At 50.1% G+C, this 22990-nt stretch carries 21 protein-coding genes; 16 read left to right on the top strand and 5 right to left on the bottom strand.

Going from position 1 to position 22990, the window contains the following annotated elements:
• The first annotated feature begins 167 nt into the window (after window positions 1-167).
• The 12 genes from B5F34_RS15980 to B5F34_RS15925 all read left to right on the top strand — a co-directional run bounded on the left by B5F34_RS15980 (window position 168) and on the right by B5F34_RS15925 (window position 13545).
• The gene (locus tag B5F34_RS15980) at window positions 168-500 is read left to right on the top strand and encodes a hypothetical protein (protein WP_087340781.1); all 333 of its coding nucleotides are present in this window, start codon (window positions 168-170) and stop codon (window positions 498-500) included.
• Between the two features lie 370 nt (window positions 501-870).
• Window positions 871-2370, top strand: coding sequence for a 2-isopropylmalate synthase (locus tag B5F34_RS15975; protein ID WP_087340780.1), 1500 nt, complete (start codon window positions 871-873; stop codon window positions 2368-2370).
• Between the two features lie 379 nt (window positions 2371-2749).
• Window positions 2750-4144, top strand: a complete 1395-nt coding sequence (gene leuC / locus B5F34_RS15970; protein WP_087340779.1) for a 3-isopropylmalate dehydratase large subunit — start codon at window positions 2750-2752, stop codon at window positions 4142-4144.
• Window positions 4145-4319: 175 nt separating this feature from the next.
• Window positions 4320-4925 carry a 3-isopropylmalate dehydratase small subunit gene (leuD, locus tag B5F34_RS15965; RefSeq protein ID WP_087340778.1) on the top strand — a complete coding sequence of 202 codons (606 nt, stop codon included), beginning with the start codon at window positions 4320-4322 and terminating at the stop codon, window positions 4923-4925.
• A complete protein-coding gene (locus B5F34_RS15960; RefSeq protein ID WP_087340777.1) occupies window positions 4906-6453 on the top strand; it encodes an alpha-isopropylmalate synthase regulatory domain-containing protein in 1548 nt (515 codons plus the stop codon). Before leuD ends, B5F34_RS15960 begins: the two co-directional genes overlap by 20 nt.
• A gap of 87 nt (window positions 6454-6540) precedes the next feature.
• Window positions 6541-6789 carry a hypothetical protein gene (locus B5F34_RS15955; RefSeq protein ID WP_087340776.1) on the top strand — a complete coding sequence of 83 codons (249 nt, stop codon included), beginning with the start codon at window positions 6541-6543 and terminating at the stop codon, window positions 6787-6789.
• Window positions 6786-7853: a 3-isopropylmalate dehydrogenase gene (leuB, locus tag B5F34_RS15950; RefSeq protein WP_087340775.1), complete on the top strand. Its 1068-nt coding sequence runs from the start codon at window positions 6786-6788 to the stop codon at window positions 7851-7853. The genes B5F34_RS15955 and leuB overlap by 4 nt, the downstream gene beginning before the upstream one ends.
• Window positions 7850-8797, top strand: coding sequence for a cysteine synthase A (gene cysK, locus B5F34_RS15945; RefSeq protein WP_087340774.1), 948 nt, complete (start codon window positions 7850-7852; stop codon window positions 8795-8797). Before leuB ends, cysK begins: the two co-directional genes overlap by 4 nt.
• Before the next feature lie 8 nt (window positions 8798-8805).
• Window positions 8806-9657 (top strand): tetratricopeptide repeat protein, encoded by an 852-nt coding sequence (locus tag B5F34_RS15940; protein WP_087340773.1) that lies wholly within the window; start codon window positions 8806-8808, stop codon window positions 9655-9657.
• Between the two features lie 209 nt (window positions 9658-9866).
• Complete coding sequence (locus tag B5F34_RS15935) at window positions 9867-10331, top strand: helix-turn-helix domain-containing protein (protein ID WP_087340772.1); 465 nt, start codon at window positions 9867-9869, stop codon at window positions 10329-10331.
• A 230-nt stretch (window positions 10332-10561) separates the two neighbouring features.
• The gene (locus B5F34_RS15930; protein ID WP_087340771.1) at window positions 10562-12610 is read left to right on the top strand and encodes a dihydrofolate reductase; all 2049 of its coding nucleotides are present in this window, start codon (window positions 10562-10564) and stop codon (window positions 12608-12610) included.
• Window positions 12611-12876: 266 nt separating this feature from the next.
• Window positions 12877-13545 (top strand): DNA alkylation repair protein, encoded by a 669-nt coding sequence (locus B5F34_RS15925; protein ID WP_087340770.1) that lies wholly within the window; start codon window positions 12877-12879, stop codon window positions 13543-13545.
• 1584 nt (window positions 13546-15129) lie between these two features.
• Here B5F34_RS15925 and B5F34_RS15915 read toward each other — a convergent pair.
• Entirely contained in the window at window positions 15130-16269 is a 1140-nt protein-coding gene (locus B5F34_RS15915) for a 6-bladed beta-propeller (RefSeq protein ID WP_087340768.1), read from the bottom strand.
• Between the two features lie 119 nt (window positions 16270-16388).
• Between B5F34_RS15915 and B5F34_RS15910 the strand changes: the two genes are divergently transcribed.
• From B5F34_RS15910 to B5F34_RS15895, 4 genes are all read left to right on the top strand, one after another.
• Window positions 16389-16880, top strand: a complete 492-nt coding sequence (locus tag B5F34_RS15910) for a Fur family transcriptional regulator (protein WP_087340767.1) — start codon at window positions 16389-16391, stop codon at window positions 16878-16880.
• Complete coding sequence (locus tag B5F34_RS15905; RefSeq protein WP_087340766.1) at window positions 16877-18154, top strand: adenylosuccinate synthase; 1278 nt, start codon at window positions 16877-16879, stop codon at window positions 18152-18154. The genes B5F34_RS15910 and B5F34_RS15905 overlap by 4 nt, the downstream gene beginning before the upstream one ends.
• Window positions 18155-18246: 92 nt before the next feature.
• Complete coding sequence (locus B5F34_RS15900; protein WP_087340765.1) at window positions 18247-19548, top strand: alpha-L-fucosidase; 1302 nt, start codon at window positions 18247-18249, stop codon at window positions 19546-19548.
• 118 nt (window positions 19549-19666) lie between these two features.
• Window positions 19667-20353, top strand: a complete 687-nt coding sequence (locus B5F34_RS15895; protein ID WP_087340764.1) for a zinc metallopeptidase — start codon at window positions 19667-19669, stop codon at window positions 20351-20353.
• Between the two features lie 492 nt (window positions 20354-20845).
• On the opposite strand, the gene B5F34_RS15890 is transcribed toward B5F34_RS15895, so the two are convergent.
• Genes B5F34_RS15890 through B5F34_RS15875 form a run of 4 tightly spaced genes read right to left on the bottom strand, consistent with a single transcriptional unit; the run spans window position 20846 to window position 22718 of the window.
• A complete protein-coding gene (locus B5F34_RS15890) occupies window positions 20846-21733 on the bottom strand; it encodes a helix-turn-helix domain-containing protein (protein WP_087340763.1) in 888 nt (295 codons plus the stop codon).
• 33 nt (window positions 21734-21766) lie between these two features.
• A complete protein-coding gene (locus B5F34_RS15885) occupies window positions 21767-21973 on the bottom strand; it encodes a DUF3791 domain-containing protein (RefSeq protein WP_087340762.1) in 207 nt (68 codons plus the stop codon).
• 2 nt (window positions 21974-21975) lie between these two features.
• Entirely contained in the window at window positions 21976-22482 is a 507-nt protein-coding gene (locus tag B5F34_RS15880; protein WP_087340761.1) for a DUF3990 domain-containing protein, read from the bottom strand.
• Window positions 22479-22718 (bottom strand): DUF3791 domain-containing protein, encoded by a 240-nt coding sequence (locus B5F34_RS15875; RefSeq protein ID WP_239449011.1) that lies wholly within the window; start codon window positions 22716-22718, stop codon window positions 22479-22481. The genes B5F34_RS15880 and B5F34_RS15875 overlap by 4 nt, the downstream gene beginning before the upstream one ends.
• Between the last annotated feature and the right edge of the window lie 272 nt (window positions 22719-22990).

Here is a 22990-nt window from a genome sequence, read left to right as displayed (position 1 = left end):
CGAACAGAGAAGTTAAGCCCGACCGCGCCGATGGTACTGCGTAACAGTGGGAGAGTAGGTAGCCGCCGTCTTTACAGGTCCCTTCCCCGTGATGAACGGGGAGGGGATTTTTTGTATGCTCAGTATGAGTATTAGTATTAGTATTGGCTAACGGGTGCAAGTCCCCAATGGGGCTGGCCCGGACAGACAACTATCATGTGGCGAAGGTCACGAATGATTTTGTACCGGACCAGGACGCTTATGAGCAGGTGTGGAAGGAAGCGGCAGCTTTTCGTTCGTCTAATGGTTTCGATGAATTATTGTCAAATGTTGTTGTGCCGATTCGTATCATCCACGGCGAGGAAGACCCGCATCCGTTGGTTGGCGTTACAGCACCTTTAGAGAAGGCTTCTGTCAATTATATGTTGCGTACCCTGTCGCAGTGTGGACATTCCCCGTTTTTGGAGGTAAAAGCGAAAGAGAAGTTCTATAATGCTCTCTATGAAATGATTCAATGTTAGTATATCGGTAGGAATCTTGTTCTCGTTTCTGTCAGTTGGTTTGCCTGAATGCTTTCTGTCATATTTTTAGCTTTCCTGTTTGTATTCTTATAAAATGATGTTTATTTGGATAAAAAACTTATTGATTTGTTTGCAGGCTATGAAATAATCCCTACCTTTGCGGGCGTAATAACAAAATGGCAAGATGATTCAAAACTTTACATACATTCTCCTATGTGGCAATATTATTCTACTGGCAAAGGTTAGTGGAGGTGAGCATTGCGCATGACAATATGTAAAGAATCAATGGCAGTTATATTCGAAAGCCTTTCTCACTTCCTGGTGCGAGAGGCTTTTTTTATTCTGATTCATCAATTTAAAGGAAGATACAATGAGTGACAGATTATTCATTTTTGACACGACGCTCCGCGACGGTGAACAAGTTCCCGGATGTCAGTTGAATACGGTAGAAAAGATTCAAGTGGCTAAACAGCTTGAATTGTTAGGTGTGGATGTAATTGAGGCGGGATTTCCTATTTCCAGCCCCGGCGACTTCCATTCGGTGATTGAAATATCAAAGGCGGTGACGTGGCCCACGATTTGTGCCTTGACCCGTGCCGTGCAGAAGGATATTGATGTGGCAGCAGATGCCCTGAAGTATGCCAAGCACAAGCGTATCCATACCGGTATAGGAACGAGTGACGAACATATCAAATATAAGTTCAATTCGAACCGGGAGGAAATTATCGAACGGGCAGTAGCGGCCGTGAAGTATGCCAAGAAATATGTAGACGACGTGGAGTTCTATGCCGAAGATGCCGGACGCACGGACAACGAGTATCTGGCTCGCGTAGTGGAAGCCGTCATCAAGGCGGGTGCCACGGTGGTGAACATCCCCGACACGACGGGCTACTGTCTGCCTTCGGAGTATGGCGAGAAGATTAAATATCTGATGGAACATGTAGATGGTATACACAACGCCGTCCTCTCCACGCACTGCCACAACGACTTGGGCATGGCTACGGCCAACACCATGGCGGGTGTGTTGAACGGTGCGCGTCAGGTGGAGGTCACTATCAACGGTATTGGCGAGCGGGCAGGCAATACATCGCTCGAAGAGGTGGCGATGATTTTGAAATGCCACAAGCATATCGGTATTGATACGAACATCAACACACAGAAGATTTACCCCACGAGCCGCATGGTGTCCAGCCTGATGAACATGCCCGTGCAGCCCAACAAGGCCATCGTGGGCCGTAATGCCTTCGCACATTCCAGCGGCATTCACCAGGACGGTGTGTTGAAAAATGTGCAGACGTATGAGATAATCGACCCGCACGATGTGGGCATCGACGACAACAGCATTGTTCTTACCGCCCGTTCGGGCCGTGCTGCCCTGAAGAACCGCTTGCATGTGCTCGGCATCGATCTGCCGCAGGAGAAGCTGGACAAGGTGTATGAAGATTTCCTCAAGTTGGCCGACAAGAAGAAAGACATCAACGACGACGACATCCTGCTGTTGGCTGGTGCCGACCGCAGCCAGAACCATCGCATCAAGGTGGATTACCTGCAGGTGACCAGTGGCGTGGGTGTACACTCTGTGGCCAGCTTGGGATTGAACATCGCCGGCGAGAAATTCGAAGATTGTGCTTCGGGCAATGGTCCCGTAGACGCTGCCATCAAGGCGCTGAAAAAGATTATCAACCGCCAGATGACGCTCAAGGAATTTACCATTCAGGCCATCAGCAAGGGCAGCGACGACATGGGCAAGGTGCACATGCAGGTGGAGTATGACAACCACATCTACTACGGCTTTGGTGCCAATACGGATATCATTGCTGCTTCGGTAGAGGCATATATCGACTGTATCAATAAGTTCAAATTGGATTAGTTTGTGAAGAAAATGGTTGTAGAAACTCTTGCTCTCCAAGGGTTGGTTCACAACTGACGGCAGATAACGAAGTGGTTTAAACTTTCACGTGCAACACGGGTGCATCGTGCGTTGTATAGAGCGGCTTCTCTGCTAACCCCTTGCCAGGAAACAGGCGGGCGATAAGCAGCCAACTTCCGGGCGATAAGCAGTAGGCTCCTTATATATAAGAAGCAACGCGTTGACTGTCAGTGTGAAATGAACTAAGCAATTCTGAGGACAGCACGTTTGAACCTCTACCATCATGCTTCACCCTCTTCCCCGTATCACTTAGGGGGAGTGGAGGTGATAATGTTCAGAAAAATTACTAATTGGATAGTATCCTAATAACGACAAAGATATGAATACCTTATTCGACAAAATCTGGGACGCCCACATCGTGCAGCAGGTGGAAGACGGTCCCACGCAACTTTACATAGACCGCCTCTATTGCCACGAAGTAACCAGTCCGCAAGCCTTCGAGGGATTGCGGGAGCGTGGCATCCGGTGCCTCAGGCCCGACCATATCTATTGTATGCCCGATCATAATACGCCCACGCACGACCAGGACAAGCCGATAGAAGACCCCGTTTCCCGCGCCCAAGTCGATACGCTGGCCCGGAATGCTAAAGAATTCGGCCTGACCCACTTCGGAATGATGGACCCGCGCAACGGCATCATTCACGTTGTCGGACCGGAGCGTGGACTGACCTTGCCGGGCATGACCATCGTCTGCGGCGATTCGCACACTTCGACGCACGGGGCGATGGGCGCCGTGGCTTTCGGTATTGGTACCAGTGAGGTAGAGATGGTGCTCGCCTCGCAATGCATCCTCCAGACACGGCCCAAGACCATGCGCATCACCGTGGACGGACGCTTGGGCAAGGGAGTGACGGCCAAGGACCTGGCGCTTTATATGATGTCGCGCATGACCACCAGCGGTGCTACAGGTTACTTTGTGGAATATGCCGGCGAGGCCGTGCGTTCCCTCACCATGGAAGGCAGGCTCACGCTGTGTAACCTCAGCATCGAGATGGGGGCCCGCGGTGGTATGGTGGCACCAGACAACGTGACTTTCGAGTACATAAAGGGTAGGGAATATGCGCCGAAGGGCGATGATTGGGAACGTGCCGTGGCTTATTGGCGCACCCTCCGCAGCGATGATGATGCTCAGTTCGACAAGGAAGTTCGTTTTGATGCTGCCGACATCGAGCCGATGATAACCTACGGCACCAATCCGGGCATGGGCATGGGCATCACGCAGTCTGTCCCGACAACCGAAGGCATGGGCGAGGCAGCACAGGCTTCTTTCCTGAAGTCGCTCGATTATATGGGTTTCCGTCCCGGCGAACAGTTGCTGGGCAAGCCGATAGACTACGTCTTTCTCGGTGCCTGTACCAACGGTCGCATCGAAGACTTCCGTGCCTTTGCCTCCATCGCCCGGGGGCGGAAGAAGGCCGACGGCGTGGTGGCATGGCTCGTCCCCGGCTCGTGGATGGTAGACAAGCAAATTCGCGAGGAGGGGTTGGACAAGGTGTTGGCAGAGGCTGGCTTCGAAATCCGTCAGCCGGGCTGCTCGGCCTGTCTGGCCATGAATGACGACAAGGTGCCCGCAGGTAAGTATGCCGTATCGACCAGCAACCGCAATTTCGAAGGTCGGCAGGGACCCGGTTCACGCACGCTCCTGGCTTCGCCCCTGACGGCTGCTGCTGCGGCTGTCACCGGGGTGATTACCGACCCGCGCACGCTATTATAATCATACGTCGCGTAGATGGTATCTGTCATCCTAAACGAAACGAAGTGAAGCCGAAGGTGTTCACTATGCTCTTTGTAGGATGTTTGTCGGGAGATGTTCCGACTGCATCCTGCGGGCTACCAATGACAGATATTCTTTGCGTAAATTATCTTCAATCACATTATAGAATAGGATTATGAAACAGAAATTCGACATACTGACATCTACTTGTGTCCCCTTGCCTTTGGAGAACGTAGATACCGACCAGATCATCCCGGCCCGCTTCCTGAAAGCAACCACCCGCGATGAGAAGTTCTTTGGCGACAACCTTTTCCGCGACTGGCGCTACCGTCCGGACGGAACCCTGAACCCGGATTTTGTGCTGAATAACCCCACCTACGGTGGACAAATCCTCGTGGCAGGCAAGAACTTCGGTTCGGGCAGCAGCCGTGAGCATGCCGCTTGGGCCATAGCTGGCTATGGCTTTCGGGCGGTGGTCAGCAGTTTCTTTGCCGACATTCACAAGAACAACGAACTGAACAATTTTGTGCTGCCGGTTGTAGTCAGCCCTGCCTTCCTGCAAGAGTTGTTCGACAGCATTCAGGCAGATCCGAAGATGCAGGTGGAAATCAATCTGCCTGCCCAGACCATCACGAACAAGGCTACGGGCAAGAGTGAGCATTTCGACATCAACGCCTACAAGAAACATTGCCTGATGAACGGTCTGGACGACATCGACTTCCTGCTGGAGAATGTAGACAAGATAGTAGCTTACGAGCAAAATGCCTATGACCCATCCTGAAATAGAAATCATGGACACTACCCTCCGCGACGGCGAGCAAACCAGCGGAGTGTCGTTTGTGCCCCACGAGAAACTCATGATTGCCCGCCTGCTGCTCGAGGAGCTTAAGGTGGACCGCGTGGAGGTGGCATCGGCCCGGGTGTCTGAAGGCGAGCGCAATGCCGTGCAGATGATTTGCGACTGGGCTGCGCGGCGCGACCTCTTGCCACGTGTCGAGGTGTTGGGATTTGTAGACGGGCACGCATCTGTCGACTGGATTCGCTCCACCGGTTGCCGTGTCATCAACCTGCTGTGCAAGGGCTCGGAGAAACATTGCCGTTACCAGCTTGGCAAGACGCCGGACGAACACATCGCCGACATCCACCGTGTGGTGGATTATGCTCAGGAGCAGGACATGGAGGTGAATGTTTATTTGGAAGATTGGAGCGGGGGGATGAAGGATTCTCCCGACTACGTATTCCAGCTGATGGATGCTTTGGTCGACAGTCCCATCAGACGCTACATGCTGCCCGACACGCTGGGCATACTCAACCCGCTGCAGGTCATCGAGTACATGCGCAAGATGAAGAAGCGATACCCGCAGAAGCACTTCGACTTTCACGCGCACAACGACTACGACCTGGCTGTCAGTAACGTGTTGGCTGCCGTGCTGAGCGGGTGCAGAGGGTTGCATACGACGATAAACGGGTTGGGCGAACGCGCAGGGAACGCCCCGCTTGCCTCCGTACAGGCTATCCTGAAGGACCACTTCCAGGCCCGTACACGCATCGACGAGAGCCGGCTCTATGATGTCAGCCGTGTCGTCGAGTCGTATTCGGGCGTTGTCATCCCGCCCAACAAACCGATAGTCGGCGACAACGTATTCACCCAGGTGGCGGGCGTGCATGCCGATGGCGACAACAAAAAGAACCTCTACTGCAACGACCTCCTGCCCGAGCGCTTCGGCCGTAAGCGCGAATATGCCTTGGGCAAGACCTCGGGCAAGGCCAACATCCGCAAGAACCTCGAAGACCTGGGGCTTCAGTTGGATGAGGATTCCATGCGTAAGGTGACTGAGCGCATCATCGAGTTGGGCGACAAGAAAGAACTGGTGACGCAGGAAGACTTGCCGTATATCGTCAGCGATGTGCTCAAGCACGATGTGCAGGGCGAGCGCGTTCGCCTTGTGAGCTATATCGTGAATCTGGCGCACGGACTTAAGCCTATGGCTACACTCCGTGTCGAAATCAACGGCACACCGTATGAGGAAAGTTCGAGCGGCGACGGTCAGTACGATGCCTTTGTCCGCGCTTTGCGCAAGGTCTACAAGGGTACGCTGGGCCGCCGTTTCCCGATGCTGACCAACTACGCCGTTACCATCCCTCCTGGCGGACGCACCGATGCTTTTGTGCAGACTGTCATCACATGGCAGTTTGATGGGCGTGTCTTCCGTACCCGCGGACTCGATGCCGACCAGACGGAGGCTGCCATCAAGGCCACGATGAAGATGCTGAACCTTATTGAGGGCGAGTTCGACACGTCCGTGTGAGTGGCTGAAGCCAGGGAACGGATATGAGAAGCCCTTCTTGTTGAAGAAGGATATAATATTTAAGGAGTAGTCTTAAAAAAACGGAATATGAAGAAGAAAATCCGGCTGCAGTCTTGGATGCTATACGCATTCGTGTTTATTTTGCTGCTTGGCATCCGCGTGGTATTAGGCCGCTTAGACCCGCGTGACGATGCTGATGCGGAGGGTAACTTGCTGGTCAATGTTGTTTGTGCTGCTCTTATGACAGCCGGCTTTGCTGCCGGTCACCGTTACATGCTCCGCAATCGCAAATCCAAAGAAGAAATAGAACGAAGATTAAAAGACATAGATTTATGAATTTGAAAATAGCTGTATTGCCCGGTGACGGAATCGGGCCCGAAATTTCTGCCGTAGGTGTGGACGTGATGAATGCCGTTTGCACGAAGTTTGGCCATCAGGTGACTTACCGTTATGCCCTCTGCGGTGCCGATGCCATCGACAAAGTGGGCGACCCTTTCCCGGAAGAAACTTTCCAGATCTGCAAGGACAGTGATGCCGTTCTCTTCTCAGCGGTGGGTGACCCCAAGTATGACAACGACCCTACGGCTAAAGTGCGTCCGGAGCAAGGTCTGTTGGCCATGCGGAAGAAACTGGGCCTTTATGCCAATATCCGTCCGGTGCAGACTTTTAAGTGCCTGCTGCACAAGTCGCCCCTGCGTGCCGAATTGGTAGAAGGTGCCGACTTCCTATGCATCCGCGAACTGACGGGAGGCATGTATTTCGGTGAAAAATATCAGGACAACGACAAGGCCTGGGATACGAACTTCTACACCCGTCCCGAAGTGGAGCGCATTCTGCGTGTGGCTTTCGACTATGCCCGTCGCCGCCGTCATCACGTTACGGTGGTCGATAAGGCCAATGTGCTTGCCTCGTCGCGTCTTTGGCGTCAGATTGCGCAGGAGATGGCACCGCAATACCCCGACGTGACTACCGATTACATGTTTGTCGACAATGCTGCCATGAAGATGATTCAGGAGCCGTGCTTCTTCGATGTAATGGTGACAGAGAATACCTTTGGCGATATACTTACGGACGAAGGGTCTGTCATCAGTGGCTCTATGGGTCTTCTGCCTTCTGCTTCTACAGGCGATAGTACGCCAGTCTTCGAGCCAATTCACGGTTCGTGGCCCCAAGCCAAAGGGCAGAACATTGCCAATCCGCTGGCTCAGGTGCTCTCCGTGGCTATGCTTTTCGAACATTTCAATCTGTCGGACGAAGGTGCCCTCATCCGCCGTGCTGTCGATGCCTCGCTCGATGCCTGTGTCCGCACACCGGAGATTCAGGTGGAAGGAGGCTCCCGCTATGGAACGAAGGAAGTGGGGCAGTGGCTGGTTAACTATATCCACAGTGAAAAAGCATGAAGATAGCGAAAAACCTTGTCAGTCTCATCGGTCGTACTCCGTTGATGGAGTTGGTCGGATATAGTGCCCGCTTGTCGTTGCCCCGTCCGCTTGTGGCCAAAGTCGAAGCATTCAATCCCGGTGGGAGTGTGAAAGCCCGCACGGCTTTTGCCCTTATTGATGATGCCGAGCGGCGAGGTGTGCTCTGTCCCGGGGCTACTATCATCGAACCTACCAGCGGCAATACGGGCGTGGGATTGGCGATGGTGGCAGCTATCCGCGGCTATCGTCTTGTGCTGACCATGCCCGAAACGATGAGCCTGGAGCGGCGTAACCTGCTTCGGGCCTTGGGGGCAGAAATCGTGCTGACGCCCGGTGCCGAAGGAATGGCTGGCTCTGTGCGCAAGGCAGAAGAGTTGCATGCCTCTATTTCCGGTTCATTCATCCCCGGTCAGTTCGGTAATCCTGCCAATCCGCATATTCACCAGCTTACTACCGGTGAGGAAATCTGGCACGATACCGACGGCAAGGTGGCGGCTTTTGTGGCTTGTGTGGGTACTGGCGGTACAGTGACGGGGGTGGCCCGCTCGCTGAAGTGCCATCGGCAGGATATACGTGTGGTGGCAGTAGAGCCATCGGCTTCTCCCGTATTGGAGGGAGGACAGCCGGGTCCTCACCGCATCCAGGGGATTGGTCCCAATTTTGTGCCGGACAACTACGATGCATCGGTAGTGGATGAGGTGGTTTCTGTGTCCGATGACGATGCCATCCGTGCTGCCCGTCTTCTGGCTCGTACCGAGGGGTTACTGGCCGGCATATCTTCAGGAGCGGCACTCTGTGCGGCTGGACGTCTGGCTCTTCGCCCCGAAATGGCTGGCCGTCTTATTGTTGTTCTGTTGCCCGATACGGGTGAACGCTATCTGTCTACCGACTTGTTTGCTTTCGATTCGTATCCATTAGATTGAGAGATTATATGTATAAGAGATTGTTTCTTGCCGTTCTGCTATGCGGAACGGTCTGGTCTGCCGGAGCACAGACGTATGAAGAACTGTGCGAGCGTGCTTCTACAGCCATCAGCCGCGACAGTCTGGTCCAGGCTGAGCATTATATCCGCCAGGCTCTTCGGCTGGATCCTGCCAATATGCGCAACGCGCTGCTGTTTGCCAATCTGGGCACGGTGCAGCGGATGCGCCGTCAGTATGACGAAGCTTTGGAGTCGTACACATACGCTCTCAATATGGCGCCGCGCAATCCGCTCATCCTCCTGAACCGGGCCAGTTTGTATCTGGAACTGGAACAGGCGGATAAGGCACGCATTGATTATTCGCTGGTGCTTGATGTTCAGCCGGACAATCTGGAAGCGTTGGAAATGCGGGCCTATATCTATATGGAGCAGAAAGATTTCAGGGCAGCACGGGCAGACTACAATCATCTGCTGGAACTGTCTCCGCGTCATTTCAACGGACGCTTGGGGCTGGCCATGCTGGAGCAGAAAGAAGGGCGGCTGAAAGAGGCGCTTGCTATCCTGGACGGCATGGTGAACGAAAAAGGCGAGGGAACCTCCTTGCAGACTGCCCACCAGCATGCCGTGGTCTATGTGGCGCGTGCCGGTGTGCAGCAGGATTTGGGAAATTTCCCGATGGCTCTGATGGATTTGGACGAAGCCATTCGTCTGGACAAGTCGCGTTCTGAAGCTTACCTGATGCGGGGGCAGATTTATCTGGCACAAGGAAAGAAATCGCAGGCGAAGGAAAATCTTGAAGAAGCCGTCAAACTGGGCTTTTCTAAGGAGGAACTGTCGGATCTGCTGGAGCAGTGTAAATGAGGCTCTTGCCTTTCCCTGAAATGTACTAATTGTTAAAGTTTCTTTCACTTTCCCATTTATAGCGTAGCAGCGGGCAATATGCCTATTTTCCTACCCAAAATAAACCCTGCAAAAGTTGCGTATATAAAAAAAATGTCAGACTTTTGTAAAACCTTAGTAATTTGTAAAGCTAAGGCTTGTAGTACCAATAACCCTAACCAGTAAAATGAATGAGTGAATTAGAGAACAAGGCGCAGGAACAGGAATTCAAAAGGCGTCCTTACAACCTGCGTGAAAAGAAAACCAAGGATGCTGCCTACCGGTCGCTGATACGTCCGGAACTGGCAGATGAATTGTACGACAAAATACTTAACATCATCGTCGTACAGAAAAAGTACAGAGATTCGGATTTTTCAGCCAAAGACCTGGCCAAAGAACTGCAGACCAACACCCGCTATTTGTCGGCGGTGGTTAATTCTCGTTTCGGTATGAATTATTCGTGCCTGCTGAATGAATACCGCGTCAAGGAGGCTATGCATCTGCTGACAGACAAGCGTTATGCCGACAAGAATGTGGAGGAAATCAGTACAATGGTTGGTTTTGCCAACCGCCAGTCTTTCTATGCCGCTTTCTACAAGAATGTGGGGGAAACGCCTAACGGATACCGTAAGAGGCATGCTGAACGTAAGAAATAACCTGTTGCCGTAAGGTGCGGTTACTATAATATGCGTAGAAAAGGAATATTTCGGGAAATGCTTGTACCTTCCGGAATACTCCTTTTCTCTTTTCTAAGAGCCTGTTTAAATTTTGTTCAGTCTGATTTTGACGGAAAGAAACTCAAAAGCGGCTGGATAAAACTCTTTCAGAGGGAAAATTCAGGCAAGCTCCATGACTTGAATAAGTTCTTTTATTTTATTATATCATCATGAAGAAACAGATTCTTTTGGCGGCGGTTGCCGTCTCTTCTTTATTCAGTGCTTGTGGCAGTGCTTCGAAGGAGCCTGCTGTAACCGAAAAATTTGATTATACAGTGGAACAGTTTGCAGATTTACAAATTCTACGCTATCGCGTACCCGGTTTTGAGACTTTGAGTCTCGATCAGAAGAAATTAGTGTATTACCTCACCGAAGCTGCCTTGCAGGGCCGAGACATCCTTTTCGACCAAAATGGCAAGTACAATCTTGTTATCCGCAAGATGTTGGAGGCTGTCTACACCGGCTATAAGGGCGATAAGACATCGGCCGATTTCAAGGCGATGGAGGTTTATCTGAAGCGCGTCTGGTTCTCCAACGGCATTCATCATCATTACGGATGTGAGAAGTTTGTGCCCGGTTTCAGTCCGGAGTTCTTCAAGCAGGCGTTGCTTAGTGTAGAGCCTTCTGCCTTGCCGTTGGCAGACGGACAGACCGTTGAGCAGTTGTGCGATGAAGTGTTTCCCGTCATCTTCGCCCCCCAGGTGATGCCTAAGCGGGTGAACCAGGCCGATGGCGAGGACCTGATTCAGACCTCTGCCTGCAATTACTACGATGGCGTTACGCAAGAGGAGGCCGAGGCTTTCTATGCCGCCATGAAGGACCCCGATGATGAAACACCCGTATCTTACGGCCTGAACAGTCGTCTGGTGAAAGAGAACGGCAAGCTGGTGGAGAAAGTCTGGAAGGTGGGCGGACTGTATGGGCAGGCCATCGAAAAGATTGTCTACTGGCTGAAGCAGGCAGAGACCGTGGCCGAGACTCCGGAGCAGAAAGCTGTCATTGCCAAACTGGTGGAATACTACGAAACTGGCGACTTGAAGAAGTTCGATGAATATGCCATTTTGTGGGTGAAAGACCTGAATTCGCGTGTGGACTTTGTGAATGGTTTTACTGAGAACTATGGTGACCCGTTAGGACTGAAAGCCAGCTGGGAATCGTTGGTCAACTTCAAAGACTTGGAGGCCACGCACCGCACGGAGATTATCAGCAGCAATGCCCAGTGGTTTGAAGACCATTCACCCGTAGACAAGCAGTTCAAGAAGGAGCAGGTGAAGGGCGTGTCCGCCAAGGTCATCACCGCCGCTATTCTGGCCGGCGACCTCTATCCCGCTACGGCGATAGGCATCAATCTGCCTAATTCCAACTGGATACGTGCCCAGTACGGTTCGAAGTCAGTTACCATCGGCAACATCACCGATGCCTACAACAAGGCTGCTCATGGCAATGGATTCAACGAAGAGTTTGTTATCAGCCCCGAAGAACTGAAACTCATTGACCAATATGCCGACTTGACAGACGAATTGCATACCGACCTGCACGAATGTCTGGGCCACGGTTCGGGCAAGATGGCGCCGGGAGCAGACCCCGACGGACTGAAGGCTTACGGCTCTACCATTGAGGAAGCACGCGCCGACCTCTTCGGCCTGTACTACGTGGCAGACCCCAAGTTGGTGGAACTGGGATTGCTGCCCGACACCACCGCTTACCATGCCCAATATTACACCTACCTGATGAACGGCCTGATGACGCAGCTGGTGCGCATTGAACCGGGCAACCAGGTGGAGGAAGCACACATGCGCAACCGCCAGCTCATTGCCCGCTGGGTTTACGAGAAAGGTGCCGCCGACAAGGTGGTGGAACTGGTGAAGCGCGATGGCAAAACCTACGTGCAGGTGAACGACTATGGCAAGTTGCGTGGACTCTTCGGGCAGTTGCTGGCCGAGATTCAGCGCGTGAAGTCAACCGGCGACTTTGCTGCTGCCCGCAATCTGGTAGAGAACTACGGCGTCAAGGTAGACCCTGTTCTGCACCAGGAAGTATTGGAACGCTACAAAAAGCTGAACCTGGCTCCCTACAAGGGCTTTGTCAATCCCGTTTATACAGCTGTGACCGATGCCGACGGACACATCACCGACGTCACCGTGAGCTACGACGAGGACTACGTGGAACAGATGTTGCGCTACAGCCGCGATTATGCCACGTTGCCCGTGCGTAATTAAGTGAGAAGGAAACTGTTTGGGAGGGTGTGTCAAAATTCAAAATCACTATCATTAGCTTCGCTCAAAACCTTTTTTGACTATTTCATGAAGGTATAGTCTGTCATTGGTAGCGGAGCGAAGCGAAGTCGAAACATCTCACATTAAGCATAGTGAGAACCCTCGACTAAGTTCGGGGTGATAGAATGATAGGTAATATCTATTTTGACACACCCTCTTTTCTTGACAGGCCGTATTCTCCTTTGTTTGATTGAAAAAAGAAAGAAAGTATGGATTTACACGAACAACTGAAAGACATCAAGACTCAATTCCGCCTGGCCATGAACGGTGCTGTTTCGCAAAGCATGCGCGAGAAAGGGCTGGTCTACAAACTGAACTTTGGTGTAGAACTGCCCCGCATCAAGCAGATAGCCGCCCGCTACGAGAAAAACCATGACCTGGCCCAAGCTCTGTGGAAGGAAGACATCCGTGAGTGCAAAATTCTGGCTGCTTTGTTGCAGCCCGTCGAAACCTTCTATCCCGAAATCGCAGACATCTGGGTAGAAAGCATCCGCAACATCGAGATAGCCGAGCTGACCAGCATGAACCTTTTCTGCCACTTGCCCTACGCTCCTGCCAAGTCCCTGCAGTGGATGGCCGATGAGCGCGAATATTTCCAGGTGTGCGGCTTCCTTACGGCGGCCCGTTTGCTCATGCAGAAAGGCGACCTGGACGAACGGGCTGAAAATGAGCTGCTGGACCAGTCTGTCGCGGCTTTCCTCTCCGGTTCCTACCATGTGCGCAATGCCGCTGCTGCAGTCATCCGCCGTTTCATGCAGCACAGCGAAGAACATGCCTTCCGCATGTGCCGCCGTGTGGAGCAAATGAAAGATTCTGCTTCGGCCGATGAGCAACTGCTCTACAGCCTGGTGAAAGAAGAGGCTGGGGAAATTGGCTGATAAATAAAGATTTACTTCTTATATACAACAAGCCTGCTTCTAAACGCTTAGGGGCAGGCTTGTTTGCGCTTAGGAGTTCCTTTCTACTTTTTATCGGGCCAGTCCGAAGACCTGGTTGGAATTAGCAGTTCATATTTAGGTTATACCATGGATGAGAATTTAGGAGTTAAGTCTAGGGTAGAATTACACGCCATATATAATGGAAGAAACCTGTGGCATATAAGGTAAGGTTAAAGTGAACTACGATAAAAATAGATTGCATGCAATATCAAATTTCAGAGTGCTAACTGTGACTTTTAGAACACTCACTATGACATTGACCGGAAAAAAGGACGTAAATGAGCCATCTGTCGCCCAAGGGATGTGAAAGTGAAAAACTACTGCTTTCACAGCGATTGGCTTAATATATACAAGAAAGAGAGTGTGAAAGCAGATGGAGACGTCCAGCCCGGTTTCCCCACACCAGAAAAAGAAGCCTCAATCTGCCTTCACGGTTTCACGCACAGATAATCCGTTGTAATTTAGTGCGTTGTTGTGAAAGATAATGGTTTCATGCTGCTTTCACGGCTTTGTGTGTGGTTATAAGGGTACTACTTCACTGAAGAGAATTGAACCTTATAGACTTCGTGAACTGATTATAGAAGATTTGAAGATATATGAATGTTCCGGAGTGAGGGATATACATCAGAGAATCGGAATTGAGATTCCTTATAAGAAAGTTTTGGAACAGATTAAGGCAATGCTTACTGATGGAACAATAGAGTCGGAAGGTAAAAACAGATGGATAAAATATAAGCTGAAGAAATGATGGTTCTCATTTCCAAAATCGGGAATAGAAGAAGTGATAAAAATCGATTTGGAAATGATAAATGGAAATGACAAGTTGTAATGTTTTGATAATTAAATGAATGGTCGTTTCCAAAATTGAAAATAAGAAAAAGAGAAAATCGATTTTGAAAGAGAAAAATGAAAAAGATAAAGCTTTAAACGTAGAAAACCATGATTGATAAGTAAATGTGCAAAGTTAAATGATACTAAACACAGAGGCACGGAGACACAGAGTTTTTGTTTTCTTGTCCATAGCTCACAGAGTTAATTTCCCTTCTCTCGTATGCGGCGAAGCCGCGGACTCTGTGCCCTCCCGTCATTTTTACCGACAGACAGTTACAGAACTTTGTGTCTCTGTGTTTGATATAAACTAATTCTGATTGATTACTTATACAAGAATAGCGACTGTCACTATAAATCTAGTAGTTGCAGTCGCTATTGTTTTGTTGAACCAGTATATTGCAGTCAGTACCGGTTGCCAGATTCTTCATTTTGTTTTATCGGGCACCAATAATGATTTGTTGGCCTTACTGAAAATGAGTCTGGATTACGGAACCATAGGATGACTTTTCAAGGATGTGTATACAGGAGCGTACGAACAGACTGCTGTAGAGAAAATGTGGCTAATAATTGTTGAAGTGGTGGGCATAGTTGCAGAACTTACTGGATCCGATGAGGACACTCTGAAGCGTCAGCTTATCAAGAACGACAAGAGGCTGGATTAAAATCTAAATCCGAAACTTGAGTCCCTTAATTTTAGAATCCTTTCAATTTCACAACAACGACCACAGGATTGTCTTCTTCATCCAATTGCAGGACATGTTCAAACTGTTTCCTTTTTTCGGGTAAAGAAAAGCGGTTGGATGCTTTCCGCTTTTTGAATTCAGATGGGAAATAGACCATCTGAAGGTATCCCGAACAGCATTTTCCAGCGGGAACAAAATCAATGCCGCCAGATAAGTCATCCACTATCCGTACATTGCTGAATGATTTCTTCTGTTTGTCATACATCCCTAAACAGATTCGTTTCTCTAAACCATATAGAATGAATAAATGCATAGGCGTTTCATGTATCTGGTAGATGGATATGCTCTTGTTTCTGTTTCTTAGCTCTGTTTCATTGCTTGATACATCAATGCCTTTTGTCCCGCATTCAAATTTGTATACTAATTCTTTTTTCATGGAAGAGGAGTCAATCTTATAAATTACATTTTCCAAGGCAGGCTTGAAATAAGTTTCATCATCAAATGTATAAATATAATCTCTGGATGATAAGATGACTCCATAACGCTTTCCTTTTTCAATATGACCTTTGATAGCCTTTTTCTGTTTCCCTGCTTCGTTGATGATAAACAACTGGTAAGGGGCATTCTTGTTGGAAAAATAGGTGTCGTTGCTGTAGATAATCAGTCCATTTCCGAAAATGGCGGCATCTCCCATATTTAGGTTGGGAGTGGGAATCCTTTTTATGAACTCTCCGTCGAAGCTGTAACAAATGACTTCTTGAAAGTCTTGTGCGTAGAGCCGTTTCTTGGGACTGTTTAAGAAATAAAGCAATCCTATGTTGTATTCTTCAGGGCCTTCCCCTTTACTTCCGATGGCATTTAGAAATTTTCCATGTGGGTCAAAATGAAAGAATTGTCGGTTTGTTCCCATAATGATACCCTCTTCAAAGAAACGTATATCATAGCTGTTTCCGCATAAAGCGTCATCTGTCGTTTCCAGTCCAATGTAGTCAATGTCTGATGCTATTTCACTCAGATTAATATCCTTAGCATCTTTTTGAATAGCTTCTGCCAAGTTGATGTTTACCACTTTTTGCTCTTGCCTTTCGGCATAGAGGCCAATATGAGTCCCCGCCAGCAATAGGATGATAAGTAAAATTTTCTTGCACATAATCGGTTGTAGTTTAGTATTTGATGATGCAGCAAAGATAAAAAAAAACAGCAGTTTGTCGTTGGCTTTCCGGGAAAAAGAACTAACTTTGTTCGCTGTAAAATTTCGTTCGCCGATATATGGAAGACAAAAATGTGAAAGAGACAGTACGGCAGATATTCACCGAGTATCTCAATGTGCACGGACATCGCAAGACGCCCGAACGCTATGCCATACTCGATACCATCTATTCCATCGACGGGCATTTCGACATTGACACGCTTTATTCACTCATGGCCGACCAGGAGAATTTCCGCGTCAGCCGCGCCACGCTCTACAACACCATCATTCTGCTCATCAACGCACGTCTGGTCATCAAGCATCAGTTTGGCAACTCCTCGCAATACGAGAAGTGCTACAACCGCGACACGCACCATCACCAGATTTGTACCCAGTGCGGCAAGGTGGTGGAGTTTCAGAACGAAGAACTGCAACGTGCCATTGCCAATACGAAGCTGAGCCGCTTCTCGCTGACGCACTATTCGCTTTACCTCTACGGGCTGTGCAGCAAATGCGAGCGTGCCAACCGGAAAAAAACGAGTAATAATCAACAACATAAAAAAGACAAATGAAAGTAGATGTTCTATTAGGATTACAATGGGGCGACGAAGGCAAAGGCAAAGTAGTCGACGTCCTGACCCCCCGGTATGACGTGGTAGCCCGCTTCCAGGGCGGTCCCAATGCCGGACATACGCTTGAATTCGCCGGTCAGAAATACGTGTTGCGTTCCATCCCTTCGGGCATATTCCAGGGCGACAAGGTCAACCTCATCGGCAACGGTGTAGTGCTGGATCCCGCCCTCTTCAAGGCAGAGGCAGAAGCGCTGGAAGCATCGGGCCATCCGCTGAAGGAACGCCTGCACATCTCCAAGAAGGCGCATCTCATCCTGCCTACGCACCGCCTGCTGGATGCAGCCTACGAAATGGCCAAGGGAGATGCCAAGGTGGGCACTACGGGCAAGGGTATCGGCCCGACGTATACCGACAAGGTAAGCCGCAACGGCCTGCGCGTGGGGGATATCCTGCATAATTTTGAGGCCAAGTACGAGGCTGCCAAAAAACGCCACATTGACATCCTGAAAAGTCTGGACTATGGCCCTTACGACCTGGAAGGCATGGAGAAGGCCTGGTTGGAGGGCATCGAATATCTCAAGCAGTTCCACCTGGTGGACAGCGAGCACGAGGTAAACCGCCTGTTGGACGAGGGCAAGTCGGTGTTGTGCGAAGGAGCGCAGGGCACGATGCTTGATGTCGATTTCGGCTCTTATCCTTTTGTGACGTCTTCCAACACCATCTGCGCCGGAGCCTGCACGGGCTTGGGAGTGGCTCCCAATAAGATTGGCGAGGTGTATGGCATCTTCAAGGCCTATTGTACCCGCGTAGGGGCAGGTCCGTTCCCCACGGAATTGTTTGACGAGACGGGCGAGAAGATGTGTGCGCTGGGACATGAATACGGTGCGGTGACAGGACGTAAGCGCCGCTGTGGCTGGATAGACCTCGTTGCATTGAAATATGCCGTTATGGTCGATGGTGTCACCAAACTGATTATGATGAAGAGCGATGTGCTCGATACCTTCGAGACCATCAAAGCTTGCGTGGCCTATAAGATAGACGGTGAAGAGGTGGATTATTTCCCCTTCGATATCAGCGAAGGAGTGGAACCTGTCTACGCCGAACTGCCCGGCTGGAAGACGGATATGACCGGAATGCAGAGTGAGGATGAATTCCCCGAAGAGTTCAATGCTTATCTGTCGTTCCTGGAAGACCAGCTCGGTGTACCCATCAAATTCGTTTCCATCGGTCCCGACCGTGAGCAAACTATCGAACGTTATATCGACGAAGCATAATTATTCGGATTGAAAAGCCTTTCCTGTCTGCATCGGATGGGGAAGGGCTTTTCAAGTTCCGGTTTAGTTTTATATCTAATATCTTTTATCACATGAAGACAAGACTGTTATCCTTTCTGCTGTTGTGTTGCCTGGCATTTCCCGTGCGGGCACAGAGTTATCAACCTACCGAAGAGAATCTGAAAGCCCGTCAGGAATTCCGCGACAAGAAGTTTGGTATCTTCCTCCATTGGGGACTGTATGCCATGTTGGCCACGGGCGAATGGACCATGACCAACAACAATCTGAACTATAAGGAATATGCCAAATTGGCAGGCGGCTTCTATCCGTCGAAATTCGATGCGGCCAAGTGGGTGGCTGCCATCAAGGCTTCGGGTGCCAAGTATATCTGCTTTACCACCCGTCATCACGAAGGTTTCTCGATGTTCGACACCAAGTATTCCGACTATAACATTGTGGATGCCACTCCTTTCAAGCGTGACGTGTTGAAAGAACTGGCCGATGAGTGCCACAAACAGGGCATTGGCCTGCACTTGTATTATTCGCACATCGACTGGTATCGCGAAGATGCCGTGTGGGGACGTACAGGGCGCGGCACCGGCCGTCCCAATCCCAAAGGCAACTGGGACAGCTACTATGCCTTTATGAATAACCAGCTTACTGAATTGCTGACTAATTATGGGCTTATCGGTGCCATCTGGTTCGACGGTGTGTGGGATCAGGACGAGAATCCGGACTTCGACTGGGAGTTGGACGAGCAGTATGCCCTGATACACAAGTTGCAGCCTTCGTGTCTGGTGGCCAACAACCACCACATCACCCCGTTCCCCGGTGAAGATATTCAGATTTTCGAACGCGACCTGCCCGGCGAAAACACAGCCGGACTGTCGGGACAGGATGTAAGTTCGCTGCCGTTGGAAACCTGCCAGACCATGAACGGCATGTGGGGCTACAAAATCACAGACCAGAACTACAAATCGACCAGAGAACTGATTCAGTACCTTGTGAGTGCAGCCGTGAAGGATGCCAACCTGCTGATGAACATCGGCCCGCAACCCGACGGTGAACTGCCCGAAGTGGCTGTGCAGCGGCTGGCCGAGATGGGAGAATGGATGAAGACATACGGTGAAACCATTTATGGTACGCGCGGCGGTTGTGTGGGTCCGCATCCGTGGGGAGGTACAACGCAGAAAGGCGATAAGCTCTATGTGCATATACTCAACCTCCAGGACAAGGCATTGTTCCTGCCGTTGGCAGACCGGAAAGTGAAGAAAGCCCGCTACTTCGTGGACGGTACGCCCGTGAAGTTCCAGAAAAATAATGAAGGCTATACACTCCTGCTGAATGCCGTGCCGACAGATGTCGATACCGTTATAGAACTGGAATTGGATTGATTTTTAGCTAATTCTTCCTAAAAGAAAGGGGAAACGGCGGCTTAGTCCGTGGTTTCCCCTTATTTTTGGCAAACAATTTGTTTATGAAGAAATATATTAACCCTTAAACAAGAATAGAATGGAAATAGGACTACAATGGATTATCTTTATCGGCGTGGCTGTAGTGAGCTGGCTGGTGCAGTTGAACTTGCAGAATAAGTTCAAGAAATACTCCAAGATTCCCACCAACAACGGCATGACCGGCCGTGAGGTGGCTCAGAAGATGTTGTATGACAACGGCATTTATGATGTGCAGGTCACCTGCACGCCCGGTCATCTGACCGACCACTACAATCCTGCCAACAAGACGGTGAACCTCAGCGAAAGCGTGTACAACAGCAACAGTATCATGGCTGCCGCCGTGGCTGCCCATGAGTGCGGGCACGCCGTGCAGCATGCCTGCGCCTACGGCCCCTTGCAGATGCGCAGTGCTTTGGTGCCGGTCGTGTCGTTTGCTTCGCAGTGGGTGACGTGGGTTATTCTGGCAGGTATCCTGCTGATAAACACCTTTCCCAGCATCCTGCTGGCAGGTATCATCCTCTTTGCCTTGACCACGTTGTTCAGCTTCGTGACCCTGCCGGTGGAAATCAATGCCAGCAAGCGTGCCTTAGTGTGGCTCAGTGCATCCGGCATAACGAATTCCTACAACCACGACAAGGCTGAAGATGCTCTTCGCTCGGCAGCCTATACATACGTGGTGGCAGCTCTCGGTTCGCTGGCTACACTTATCTATTATATTATGATATTTATGGGACGGCGTGAGTAAGGGATTTCCTTAAAGAACATGACGGCGCATTTCCGGAATAGGTATATTTCGGGGGTGCGCCGTTACTTTTGGGGCGTAAACTCCGGAAGGCTCTCTTCAAACGGGCTTCACCAAAGGCAGGGTTACGTTGCTAAAGTGCCATTTTAGCGGCGTAAAGTGCCATTTTAGCAACGTAACCCTGCATGTTAGAATCTTCATGGTGCATCTGCATTCCTCCGATGACCTGATTCCGGTCCTGACGATAAGACAGTGTCACTTTCTGTTTTTCTCTCATGTTTCAGATACTCATTTGCTGTGTATGATGCTGCGCTTATGCCTTCGTATCCGATGTTTCACACTCCCCCTATAAATTCCCCGGTTTCTTCCTTTCACGCTTTCACGCTTTCTAATCGATTGCTTGTCAGTGTATTGATGTGAAACATAGTGCCTTCACGCATCTTTCACAGTCTTCAGCGTGTCCCCTCTGCACAACACTCTTGCTCTGCAACAGTCTTAGAAAGCCACGGGCATACTGCCTCTGGACTTACGGTAGTCCAGAGGCGTGACACCCGTGTGCTTCTTGAAGTAGCGGTTGAAGAACGATTGGTCGGGGAAGTCGAGGCGGAAAGCAATCTCCTGCATGCTGTCGCGCGTGGTGCGGAGCAGCATCTTGATTTCCTGGATGCAGCGGCTGTCGATGATTTCCTTGGGCGTATTCCCCGTCAGGCTTTTCACTACGGACGAGAGGTAGCGCGTGGTGACGGAAAGGCTGTCGGCATAGAACTGCACTTCGCGCCGGGTACCGCTGTGCTGGAAGACCAAGGCGATGAACTTGCCCAACAGTTCTTCCTGCTGAGAGGTGTGAGCGGTGTCATGGTTAAGGAGCCGCTCTTTCACCTTGTCGTAAAGGCTCATCAGGAAACATTGCAGGAGGTTCTTGAATATCGGCAGACGGAAAGTGTGTCCGCGTTCTTGGTAGATGTCGGTCAGGGCGTGCAGCAGGTGGTTGACCCGTAACACGTGCTCGCCACCCGGATTGGGGAGACAGGGATATTCTTTCAGGAAAGCGAAGAAAGACGTGTCGAACATCAACGTCACCTCGCGATAGATGTCGCGCGTCAGGGTCACGTAGGAGAGGTTTAAATCCGGCGCGGCCTCTATGCATTGGAAGAACTGGGCGGTGGCCAGCACCAGCATGTCGCCGGGCTTCAGACTGAAGGAGCGGAAGTCGATTTCCACCTGCGCCGTGCCCCGGTTGACGAACACGAGGGTGAAATGCTCCAACTTCCTCAACTCGGACGCAGGTGTAAGCATGGAGGTGTCCATCTCCACCATGAAAGGCTCGCCGGGAGGCAGTTGCAGGATGTCTCTCAATCCGTTTGCAGGTGTCGGTTCGGTCATTGCTTTTTCTAACTGGATTTATGTTTTCTTGCTTCAATGCGGTTCTCTTAGTTCTTCAATCAATTCCTCCAAGATATAGTCGTCGCTCATCAGTTGCAAACCATATTTCGGGTCTGCCAACTGCTGATAGATCTTGGTGGAATAAAACAGGTCGAGCGCCCGTTCTGCGTCAATCTGCAGAGCATCGGCCAACTTCATGATGATGCGGCTCTGTTTGCGCCAAAGTACGGTGTCTCTCATGATCAATCCTCCATTTTTAGTATTTCAAACGAAGTAAATGAAAGATACTTATCCACGATGTCTTGGTTCAGGATGCAAATCTGATGATTCACCTCTTTGTATCTCAACTGTCCCAACGCTTGTTCTGCTGTAATAATGCCGTTTTCATAGTCTTCAACCGTGTCGATGACATTGTCATTGGCTACACCGCCTTCGACTACATCATACTGTTGTTGCTCTATACCGCCTTTACGGCAATCCACTACATATTCCAGCCATTCAAGGTTGTAACTCTCGAATGTCTTTATCCTATATCCACCAGACTTTACCGCATCGTAGTCGAACGAAAATGTAGAGACGGTTGGTTGGGCATTGCGACCTTTCCTTTCCGCTATCGTTTTTGCCCATGACTCTGCCTGCGTGCGTAGGTTGGTAAGGTAAAATCCTTGTCCGAAATCTACTTTCCTCCTACCCAGTTTTACCAATGGTACTTGTACGGGTACGTATGACCCATGAAATAGAGTAATCATACTTCTGCCTCCCAATTTAATAGCGTTTCACTGATATCATCAGCGACCCAGTCAAGACTTTGGGTATGAAGGTCTTCATACCGCTTGATAAGGCGGCGGTGTATCAATCCCTGTTTCTGCAATCTGTCGTGCATCTCCTTGCCGGAAATACCCAACTTGCGTGCTCCGCTTTCTATCGCCATTACAGCGAAATGAATACGTCTGTATGTTTCATTGTCTGTATAGTTCATATCCATAATTCTATTATATTAATTTTGTGTCGAATGCAAACATTCGCATTAATACGCTACAAAGATAATGAACCTTTAACCAATATCATTTTTTAATGCTGGAAAAAGTTAGTCCGTTCATTCATTTATTGAGGGAAGGAAATTCCCCTTTCCCCCGGCTTCTGTATGCTCGGCATGAGTATTAGCTAACGGGTGCAAGTCCCGAATGAGCCCTAATAGCGGGAATCATACAGCCCATGGCAAGGGTGTCCATCGCGAGTTGGAATCTGAAAGAAGCC

Source organism: Mediterranea sp. An20 (genome assembly GCF_002160055.1).
Classification (GTDB): Bacteria; Bacteroidota; Bacteroidia; order Bacteroidales; family Bacteroidaceae; genus Bacteroides; species Bacteroides avicola.
Note: the sequence above shows the minus strand (reverse complement) of the source record. Positions and strands in the feature narration are given on the sequence as shown.